This is a genomic window from Stenotrophomonas cyclobalanopsidis (assembly GCF_008710035.1).
GTDB lineage: Bacteria > Pseudomonadota > Gammaproteobacteria > Xanthomonadales > Xanthomonadaceae > Stenotrophomonas > Stenotrophomonas cyclobalanopsidis.
Genome location: NZ_VYKI01000001.1, coordinates 306,794 through 316,856, shown reverse-complemented (window position 1 = coordinate 316,856; position 10,063 = coordinate 306,794). Strand labels below are relative to the sequence as shown.

Genomic DNA, 10,063 nt, shown 5'->3' with positions numbered 1-10,063 from the left:
TGGTGGTTCCGCGCGCGCCCGCCGCCACTTATGTCTGCCTGGCCTGCGGCCCCCCCCCCCCCCCCCCCCCCCCCCCCCCCCCCTCGACTCTACCAAAGCGTGGCATTCCCCCGCCCGTCCGATCCCGGCGCAGCAGGTACCGCGCCGGGATGATCCCGGCGCGGCATCCAGGCCTTAGAACCGCAGGTCCGCGCGCATATACCAGTAGCGGCCACGCGGGATGTCGTAGGTCGAGGCGTCGTAGCCGTTCAACGAGCACGACAGGCAGATCGGCGGATCCTTGTCGAACACGTTGTTCAGGCCCGCGGTCAGCTGCAGCCCCTTCATCCAGTCGATTTTGTAGCCCACCTGCAGGTCGTGGTATGTGGTGGCGGCCAACGTGTTGGTGCCCGCGGCCTGGTTGCCGCACACCGCGAACGCCACTGCATCGCCGCAGTCCTCGGTCAGCTCTGAGATGTGGCGCACCGTCCAGTTGGCGCTCCACCTGTCCAGCGCCCAGCCGATGCTGGCATTGCTGGTCCACTCCGGAATCGAGCTGTCGGCCACTTCCACGCCCGGCTTCTGCGGCTGCCGCTGGCCGGCCGCACCGGTGGCCTCGTAGCGGCCGACGAAGGTGTTCTTCCAGCCCAGCTTGAACTGGCCGATGTCGCTCTGCGGCAGCGTCCAGAACAGGTCCACGTCCCAGCCATCGGTCTTGATCGAACCCAGGTTGGTCAGGCGGTTGTTGAAGCTGTTGACCGCACCGGTACTGGCACGGGTGATGCCATCGCAGTAGATCGGGTCCAGTGTATCCACGCACAGGTCGAGCTGCGTCTGCGCGTTGATCGCCTGGATCGCGCCGTCGATGTTGTGGCGGTAGAAGGTCACCTCCACATCGAAGCGTTCGGACCAGGTGGCGTTGTTGCCGAACCACGGGCTCCACACGAAGCCGGCACTGAAGCTGCGCGAACGCTCCGGCTCCAGCTCACGGTTGCCGCCGGTAGTCACCGAGATCTGCGAGTTGGCCTGCTGGAAACCGGTCGGCACGCCCAGTGCGGCGCAGTTGGCAGGATTGCCGCGCGGCGCGGTACCGCCCAGGCCCACCGAGCAGGGATCGAACAACTGCAGGTCGGCGCGCGCGGCCGAACCGTACAGCTCGCCGATGGACGGTGCACGGAAACCCTCGGCATAGGTGGTGCGCAGCACGAAGTCATCGGTCACCTGCCAGCGCAGGCCGTACTTGGGGGTGAACTCGCCGCCGAAGGTCGAGTAATCCGAATAGCGCCCGGCCAGGCTCAGGTCCAGCTTCTTGCCCAGCGACGAGTCGGCGAAGATCGGAACGCTCAGCTCCAGGTAGGCCTCGTTGACGTCGTAGGAACCGGACGTTGGCTGCGAAGGCACGCCGTTGTAATGGCCGATCACCGTCAGCGGGTCGGGCTGGTACCAGCCTTCATAGCGGCGGTGTTCCAGGCCGGTGGCGAAGGACACCGGGCCGGCCGGCAGGGTGAACAGATCGCTGGACAGATTGGCAGTGATCAGGCTCAGCTCGTTCTGGCTGCGGTCGCGCACCACCGGCTGGATCCAGCGCAGCATGTCCGGGGTGATGGAGCCGACGCCACCGAAGATGTTCAGCGGCACGCAGCCCGGCGTGGCCGCACACAGCGCCGGATCACCCAGCGCCAGGTTCACGTTGTAGATGTTGTAGCTGCCGTAGTTGGTCTGTTCGGCCTTGTTCTTGCTGTACATGCCGTTGACGTCCCAGTACCAGCGGCGGTTCGCCGCCTGGAAGCTGCCCACCAGGCCGGTGGCGAAGTACGTGGTGTTGACCTCCTGCTCGAACACGCGCGCGCCGCCTTCCACTGGGCGGCGACCGATCAGGCTCATGTTGTCGCCGGACACCAGGTCGAAGCCGAACGGGTTGTACGGGTTCAGCGCCGACACCACGATGTTGTCAGCCAGCGGATTGCCGGTGGCACCGTCCGGCCCGAAGAACAGTGGTTCCGGGCCGGCCTGGTTGGTCGATTCGCGGCGGTTGCCCAGCGCCTTCACGTACCACTGCACGTCGTCGGTGATGTCGAAGCGGAACTGGCCGAACACGCCTTTGCGCTCGGACGGCGTCAGCACCATGTTGTATTCGGCGAAGTTGAAGCGGTCGGCGCTGGTGAAGCAGTGGTAGTCGTCACTGCGGTTGCAGCCGGCACTGCCGTCATAGCGCGGGTTGCTCACGCCGGTGTTGGGCACGATGTTCTGCTCGGCACCGGTGTTGGGATCGACGAAGGCGAAGCGCCCCTGCGGGATGCCACCGCTGCCGAAGGCCAGGCCGGTACCAGGAATCGGGAAGCGTGACTGCTCGCGGTCGCGCGCGTATACCGGATCCTGCTTGGTCCAGCTTGCGCCGAGGAACAGGCTGTAGCGCTCGCCGCTGGTGCCCCAGGCCAGGTCCACGCCCTTCTGCGTGCCGTCGCCCTTGCTGTACTCGCCGTAATTCAGGGTCACCTGCCCGCCATCGAAATCGCGGCGGGTGATGATGTTGACCACCCCGGCGATCGCGTCGGAGCCGTACAACGACGATGCACCGTCTTCCAGCACTTCGATGCGTTCGACAATCGCCAGCGGAATGGTGTTGAGGTCGGTGGCCGCGCCCACGCCCGACGCAGAGGATTCATTGACCCAGCGGATGCCATCGACCAGCACCAGCACACGCTTGGCGCCCAGGTGGCGCAGGTCGACCTGTGCCGAACCGGCACCGACACCACTGCCATCGGGCGGGAAGCCGAAATTGCCGGACGAATTGAACTTGGCATTCAACGCCGAACCCGAACCGGTGAGCTGCTGCAGTACTTCGCCGATCGAACTCAGGCCGGTGCGTTCGATGTCGCCCCGGCTCAGCGTCTGGATCGGCACCTGGCCTTCCACTTCCGCACGCTTGATGCGCGTGCCGGTCACTTCGACAGCATCCAGGGTGGTGGCCGTCTGGGCCATTGCCCCCAGCGGTGCCAGGGCCGTCACGCACAGCGCGACAGCGACCGCCAAGGGGCGGTAATGCAGGTGATTCATTCGCTCTCTCTCCAAAGGAATGTCGGGACATGGGCTGCCGCGCCCCCCCTGCGCGGCGGCAGCGTCTCCTTTGTAAACAAGCTGTAAAAAGATTGGCGTGACCTGCGACACCCTTTCACGCCGTTCTGATGAATGAATCATGCTTGTCCCAGATGGAGATCTAGGAATTATTTGAAATATCGGGTCAAAAGCGAATCTGAGCAGGAGCCAGGCAGAGACTCAAATCTCCGATGCGTCATGCGAGGTCCTATCGTGAAAGCCATTACTGCCGCACTGCAGGCTGCAATCATCGCCTTGGCAATCCTCTCGTTCGCGAACGAAGCAAAAGCAGGCGGACTCATAGAGTGCAACAACTGCGCATCCCCAAAATCCGTTGCGCTGCAGTCGGGATCCGGGCTCACAGTAATAATTGACTTCGAAAAAGCGCAGCTCACCGCCTTCGATGTCGAGTACGATCGTGAGCTGAGAAAATGGCGCGCCATCCCCACCCCGGTTCCCAGTCAGATCCAAATGGCGTTTCTACGAATCGTAGAGAGTGTGTCAAAAACCAATGGCCAACCCGACCAAGCCTTTCCTAAGGCAGGCGGAGGCGCCGTCGTCCCCATGCATCCCGACAACCCAGGAAATTCAAACGGAATGCGATTTCCCGATGCTTACAAATCCTCAGACGCCTTTGAGATCGTCAACTCCGCAACCATGAGAACGCGACTGGGCCAGTATCTGGCCCTGGAAATTGCAGGAGCCAACACCAGTAGCGCCGCTTGGAACAGCTTCGCGCTTTCCGTACAGCAATTTGCGCTTAGCTGGGCCAGCATCAAGGGCGGCGGCGCAGTCAATGTGATTATTACCTGGCGAGATGGCTCGAAGACCCTCTATAAAATCACACCTGACAACGTGTCAGAAGCCAAGTATCAGAAGGGAGAGAGTCGTGACAGCACCGGAAACAAGGTGCCCGATGAGACGATCGCAGATCCTGCCACAGCTCCTTCTTACGCTGGCCAATACTACTTTGGCCGCGAGGGCGACCTTGATGAATGGGCCCGCTCTGCACAGATGTACGGCGTACCCGTCCAACGTGGATCAAGCAGCCGCATGTCCTGCAATTGGGATGGCCACACGGTCTACTGCCAACAATACTGACCTCACCCGATCTGTCCGCGCTATCAGGCTGCAGTGCCCTGAGAGCGCCACATCGCGTCATCGCACGAACGCGATCCGCTCCATCCCCGTGGCCTCAGCGGCCGCCAGGATCTTCGCCATGCCATCGTATTCGGCAGACGGATCGGTGGCGATGCGCAGCTCCGGCAGGTTGCCAGCGTGCTCCCCGGCCTGGGTGCGCAGGCGCGCCTGCAGATCATTGATGGCCATGGGCTGGCCGTTCCAACTCAGCTGGCTGGACGCATCCAGTCGCAGCTCGATCGGCGGTGGTGGATCCGGACGGTCGACCATCCGGTCCGTTGCCTGCGGGAGCTGCACCGCGATGGGCCGCGACAGCATCGGCGCGGTCACGATGAAGATGATCAACAAAACCAGCATTACATCCACCAGCGGCGTGACATTGATCTCCGCCAAAGGGCCGCTTTTTCCTGCGCTGCTGAACGCCATGTGCCACTCCTTGCACCCGGGCCGTTCGCCCAAGCCGACAATACGTCGCCGGCGCAGGCTGGCGGCAGTGTCTGCGCGTGGAGCATTCAGCTGCCGTTGCTCATGCCTCCGCCATACGCTTTCAGGCGCTCATGCAGAGAGCCGGGTGAGTCCGAGCCGATCAGCGCCCACAACAACAGGCGACACTTGCGGGGGCACAGTGATCCGGCCATCAACAGGCCCCGCCGCTGCAGGTGGATTTCGCCGCCAGCAAAGCCGTAGGTATGGCGTGCCGTCGCGCCGGCACCGGTGCGCGACGCGATGATCACGGGACGATGCACTGCGGCACGCGCCAAGGGTTCAACCCAGCTGGACGGGACGTGGCCTGCACCCATGGCCGCCACAACCAGGCCCTCGCATCCGCTCTCCAGCACCGAATGCAGCACCTCAGGACCTTCGCCCAGTACCGCCTCGAGCAGGGCTACCCGTTGCTGAACACGTGTGGGCACCAGGGCAGGCAGTCGTTCCGGAGGCGATCCTTCATAGCTGCATTGCCCTTCCTGCACCCGCCCGATACAGCCTTTACCTGGCGATTGGAAGGCATCCAGATCCAGGCTGTGCACCTTGCGCACCTGGTCCGCCGCGTAGAGGCGGTCCTGCATGGCGACGACCACCCCGCGCATGCGCGTGTGCGGGTCCAGTGCCGCGATCGCGGCAGCCAGCACGTTTCCGGGCCCGTCAGCGCCGGCCGCATCTGCACCGCGCATGGCACCCGTCAAGACCAGCGGCTGTAGGTGCGGCCACAGCAGATCCAACAGATACGCTGACTCCTCGAGCGTGTCGGTGCCTTGGGTGATGACCACGCCATCCGCGCCGTCGTCCACCATCGCGTCGGCCCAGTCGCGCGCAGCGAGAACGTCGATCCACGACATCGATGCACTGGGGGACAGGCCGAGCGTATGTGCCTGCACGGCCGCCAACCTGCTCAGTCCCGGCACTGCCTCCGCCAGCAACTGCGCGGAGATCTTCGGAACGATGCCCACTTCCGCTGCGTCACCCCGCATGCTGAGGGTGCCGCCGAGTGAGCCCAATGCCAGCCGCTTCATGTGGCCCCCTTCAGTATCCAGCCCACCGCCGGGACGATCAGCAGAACCCCTGCCGCCATCGAGAGGAGATTGCCGATATACGGATGCACGTGTGCAGGCAAGCGAGCCGAACATGACGCAGCCAACGGTGGCGTCAGCAGTGCCCCCAGCAGCGCGGACAGCACCACCACCGCCGCGCTCCCGCCGTGGGCAAGAATGCAGGCAGGAACAACGGAGACAATCGGGATGTACGTGGGATACCAGCCTTCCCGGATCCAGCGCTCCCGCCATGCCCACACCCCCACCGCAGAGGCGAGCGCTTGGCCGCACAGGAGGGCCATCAGCCAACCGGTGCCATAGAAGGGTCCGGCTGGCTGCAGCAGGGCGGCAAGCAGTACACCGCCAATCAGCCCGGCACTGGCGAGTTCGTTCCCCAGGAAGGGGGCTTCGCTGAAGTCCGCCAGTACCCGGCGCATGCCCCATTGCCAGCCATGCCGCGTGACATGCACAACGGGCTCTGGCCCAGGTGCAGCGGGAGCCGGTTTCAAGCCCAGCCGCCTCGCGACGACGAAGGCGGTCGCGCTTGCCAGTGCCATTGCAAGGACGTTGCCGATGACAGCCGGCAGGCCCAGCGGCGCGCAGACCTGGTTGACCAGCAACAATGCCAGCGGCGTGACCAGCAAGGCGCCAGATGCAGCGGCGACTCCCGTGATCTTCCAGCCGCCACCGAACAGCAGCACCATCGCCGCCGGCAGCGAGACCGCAGCAACGAACGTGGGCTGCCAGCTCCCGTCCTGCACTGTGCCGGCGAATATCAGGTTGGCAAGCAGCAGTCCACCCATCGAAGCCCCGGCGACCCAGGGCCAGCGGCCAGTGCCGTAGCAGATCGGGAATCCCTGCCATGATTTCCCATGCCTGTTCGCCCAATGGGCCACTGCAGCCCCTCCGATCAGACCAAGCGAGGCGAACTCGTGCTTGTAGAAGGTCACTTCACTGGCATCGCCAACCCACCATCGCCAGCGGCCCGCCCAACTTGCGAGGTTGCCCATCAACTGGCTGTGGTCTGGCCAAAGCTGGCCCGGGGACATCGTGTACCAGCCGGCCACCACCGTCACGATGATCGCCAGTACAAATGTCACCGCGAAGAGTGCCCAGCCCCAGTGACTGCGGGTGGCTGGTGACTGGACCGCCAAGGGAGTGTGCGCCATGTCAGAGCCTCAGCGCGGCAGCATGGGATGCTGGCGATAGCCCAGCATTGGATCGAAGAGATCAGTGCGCCTGTCGCGGCAGAGATCGTTGAGCGAATTCCAGATCGGCGCGCTGCGTGCGGTGGACAGATCCAGCTCGGCCATGACCACCGCTTCCCCTTCAGGCGCCGCGACGGGGGTCAGCGGCCATCCGGTGGTACCGACGATCAGCGAGCACCCCAGGAAGCGATCCCCGCGATCTGTACCGACCCGGTTGGCCGCTGCGATGAAGACGTTGTTGACGTGTGCGGCGGTCATGGTCAGGTAGCTGGCCATGCAACGTCCGCTTTCATCGAACAACGGTGGCGGTGTCCACACCCAGCAGTTGAGGCTGAGAATGATGTCGGCCCCTTGCAACGCAAGCAGGCGCGGCACCTCCGGGAACCACACATCCCAGCAGATCATCAGGCCGATCCGGCCAACGCTCGTCTCGAACACCGGATAGCCGAGGTCGCCGGCACAGAAGTAAAGCTTCTCGCGGCACCACAGATGGGTCTTGCGGTAGCGTCCGATATAGCCGTCCGGACCGAACAGCACGGCGGTGTTGTAAAGACGGGAACCATCGCGTTCCGCAACGCCCACGGCCAGGTGGATGCCCGCCTCGCGCGCGAAGGCCTCCCAGTATTGCGCCGTCTTTCCATCTGGTACGGATTCAGCCATCGCAAATGCTTCTGTGCGGCTGCTGAACGAATAGCCGGTGGAGCAGAGCTCCGGCAGCACAACCAGTTGCGCGCCGCGCTCCACGGCTTGTGCAGCAAGCAGCCGCGCCCGCTCGATGTTGGTCTGGACGTTTTCCGAACCGCATTGGGGATCGAACTGGATGACGGCAACCGAGACAGCACTGAACGGCTTAAGCTGATCTGACATGCTAGGGTCCTCTGCAGGCACGGAGCGGGTGCTCCTGTTTGAGTGCAGCAGGCACCTGCCATGCGACTCTTTTCAATTGGCAAAAGCGTCAAATGCGCGAAACGCGTACAAAGCGTGCTTTATGCGACGACTCTCACTGAATTCCGCCTTGGACCAGCCGGAACCTCCGGCCTGACCCACCGTCAAAGCAGGCCATTTGCATCAGTGCAGCCAGCGTGCACGCGATGCGAAACTGAATTCAGCCAGCGCCCGCTATGCTGGGGCCATGACCCGACGCTCTTCGACCGCCCTGTCCCTGCTCCCGCTGTCCGCATCGCTGCTGATCGGCTGCGCCAGCGCCCAGTCACTCGACGCCCAGAGCGGCCAGCTCAAGGCCGCCATCGATGCGGCCGAACGCGGCCAGCTCGACCCGCGCCAGGCCGCCGCGCTCAGCCGCCACCCGGCCTATGGCTGGGTCGAGTTCGCCCAGCTTCGCCGCAACATCGACACGGTCGATACCGGCCAGGCCCAGGCCTTCCTCAAGCGCTATGACGGCCAGGCGGTGGCCAACAGTTTCCGCAGCGTCTGGCTGCCCTCGGTGGCCCGCCGCCAGGACTGGACCACCCTGCTGGCCAACTGGGCACCCACCGACAACCTCGGCCTGCGCTGCGCCCAGCTGACGGCGCGCCAGGCCACCGGCAAGCTCGACCCGCAGTGGATCAGCGAGGCACAGAACCTGTGGCGCAAGAATGGCAAGTCGCTGCCCGATGCCTGTGACGCGGTGTTTGCGGTACTGCAGGCGCAGGGCGGCATGAGTGATGCACTGCGCTGGGAACGCGTCGACGCCGCCGCCGATGCACAGCAGCCGGCGGTGATGCGCAGTGCCGCACGTGGCCTGCCCGCAGCCGACCTGGCCCTGGCCAACACCTACGCCGCCTTCGTCGACAAGCCCAACGCCAGCGCGCTGAACTGGCCGCGCAACGAGCGCAGCCGGCGCATTGCCACCGACGGCCTGGAAAAGCTGGCCAAGGCCGACCCCGGTGCCACCGAACAGCAGCTGCCGCAGTACGCGCAGGCACTGGGTCTGAGCGCCGACCAGCAGGCCCAGGTGCGTTACCAGATCGCGCTGTGGACGGTGGCCTCCTACCTGCCCGACTCCGCGCGCCGGCTCAACGCCGTGCCCGAATCGGCCTACGACGAGCGCCTGCACGAATGGCGCGTGCGTGAGGCGATGTCGCGCGGTGACTGGGCGGCCGCGCTGACCGCCATCCGCAAGATGGGCAGCAAGCAGCGCAACGATTCGCGCTGGGCGTACTTCGAAGGACGCATGCTGGAAAAGACCGGGCAGGCGCAGCAGGCGCAGCCGCTGTTCCGCACGGCCGCGCGCGCACCGACCTTCCACGGTTTCCTGGCCGCCGACAAGCTGCAGCAGAACTACACGCTGTGCCCGTGGAAGCCCAACGACAGTGCGCAGGCGCAGGCCGCCGTCGCCCGCGATCCGGGCATCCAGCGCGCGATGGCGCTGTACCAGATCGATCGCAACGGCTGGGCCGTGGCCGAATGGAACAGCGCGCTGTCGCGTTTCGATGACACCCAGCGCCGCCTGGCGGTGCGCGTGGCGCAGGACAACGGCTGGTTCGACCGCGCCGTGTTCGCGCTCGGCAAGCAGCCGCAGGAACAGCGCCTGTACGACCTGCGCTTCCCGCTCCACCACGACAGCACCATCCGCCGCGAGGCCTCGCGCAACGCCATCGACCCGGCCTGGGTGGCCGCGGAGATCCGCGCCGAGAGCACCTTCACCCCCCGCGCGCGCTCGCCTGCCAACGCCATGGGCCTGATGCAGGTGCTGCCGGCGACCGGCGCGGGCGTGGCGAAGAACATCGGCCTGACCGCCTACGGCGGCGCCGACAGCCTGTACGACCCGGACACCAACATCGCCATCGGCACGGCCTACCTGCGCCAGCTGATGAACAAGTATGACGGCCTTCCCTACGTCACCATCGCCGCCTACAACGCCGGCCCGACCCCGACCGCACGCTGGCAGAGCCAGCGCCCGGGCTTCGACCCGGACCTGTGGATCGAGACGATCAGCTACAAGGAAACGCGCGAGTATGTCGCCCGCGTGCTGGCCTTCAGCGTGATCTACGACTGGCGCCTCAACGGCAACGCGCTGCCGCTGAGCGACCGCCTGATGGGCCGCCTGGTGGACAAGCGCAAGGCGTTCACCTGTGCGGCGGACGCCGACCAGGGCGGGGATTGATCGAC

At 65.2% G+C, this 10,063-nt stretch carries 7 protein-coding genes; 2 read left to right on the top strand and 5 right to left on the bottom strand.

Features of this window, described 5'->3' with window-relative positions; translation table 11 throughout:
* Positions 1–174: 174 nt before the first annotated feature.
* Positions 175–3,036 carry a TonB-dependent receptor gene (locus FJU31_RS01300; RefSeq protein WP_150453166.1) on the bottom strand — a complete coding sequence of 954 codons (2,862 nt, stop codon included), beginning with the start codon at positions 3,034–3,036 and terminating at the stop codon, positions 175–177.
* Positions 3,037–3,288: 252 nt separating this feature from the next.
* On the opposite strand from FJU31_RS01300, the gene FJU31_RS01295 reads away from it, so the two are divergent.
* Entirely contained in the window at positions 3,289–4,176 is an 888-nt protein-coding gene (locus FJU31_RS01295; RefSeq protein ID WP_150453165.1) for a hypothetical protein, read from the top strand.
* 57 nt (positions 4,177–4,233) lie between these two features.
* On the opposite strand, the gene FJU31_RS01290 is transcribed toward FJU31_RS01295, so the two are convergent.
* The 4 genes from FJU31_RS01290 to FJU31_RS01275 all read right to left on the bottom strand — a co-directional run bounded on the left by FJU31_RS01290 (position 4,234) and on the right by FJU31_RS01275 (position 7,819).
* The gene (locus FJU31_RS01290; RefSeq protein ID WP_150453164.1) at positions 4,234–4,641 is read right to left on the bottom strand and encodes an ExbD/TolR family protein; all 408 of its coding nucleotides are present in this window, start codon (positions 4,639–4,641) and stop codon (positions 4,234–4,236) included.
* Positions 4,642–4,727: 86 nt separating this feature from the next.
* Entirely contained in the window at positions 4,728–5,726 is a 999-nt protein-coding gene (locus FJU31_RS01285; protein WP_150453163.1) for an asparaginase, read from the bottom strand.
* The gene (locus FJU31_RS01280; RefSeq protein ID WP_223176393.1) at positions 5,723–6,913 is read right to left on the bottom strand and encodes a hypothetical protein; all 1,191 of its coding nucleotides are present in this window, start codon (positions 6,911–6,913) and stop codon (positions 5,723–5,725) included. The genes FJU31_RS01285 and FJU31_RS01280 overlap by 4 nt, the downstream gene beginning before the upstream one ends.
* A gap of 9 nt (positions 6,914–6,922) precedes the next feature.
* Entirely contained in the window at positions 6,923–7,819 is an 897-nt protein-coding gene (locus FJU31_RS01275; protein WP_150453162.1) for a nitrilase family protein, read from the bottom strand.
* Between the two features lie 265 nt (positions 7,820–8,084).
* Between FJU31_RS01275 and FJU31_RS01270 the strand changes: the two genes are divergently transcribed.
* A complete protein-coding gene (locus FJU31_RS01270; RefSeq protein WP_150453161.1) occupies positions 8,085–10,058 on the top strand; it encodes a transglycosylase SLT domain-containing protein in 1,974 nt (657 codons plus the stop codon).
* Positions 10,059–10,063: the final 5 nt, after the last annotated feature.